Genomic DNA, 268 nt, shown 5'->3' with positions numbered 1-268 from the left:
TGCAGGTAGATGTGCTGACCAACACCTGGTTCACCTCGGGCGCGACCCTGCCGGAGTTGAAACTCGAGGGCGCACGCGTGCAGGCGCCCGGTGGCGAGGCTGAACACACCACCCAAGTGATTGGCGGGCAAACCTTCGACGGCATGCGCTACGCCTATCGCATCACCCCGAGTGTGGCGCAACACTTCACGGTGCCGGCGCTGACGGTCAGCGCCCAACCGGGCCAGGCCACTTCGACCCTGAGCGCCCAGAGTGCGCCGCTGACCTT

The 268-nt window shown here is 66.4% G+C and carries 1 pseudogene; it reads left to right on the top strand.

The window, feature by feature from the left end:
- A pseudogene (locus AC0IYH_RS31810) lies at nucleotides 1–268 on the top strand (hypothetical protein); the annotation flags it as partial.

Source organism: Pseudomonas sp. AC463, from assembly GCF_979253585.1.
Note: the sequence above shows the minus strand (reverse complement) of the source record. Positions and strands in the feature narration are given on the sequence as shown.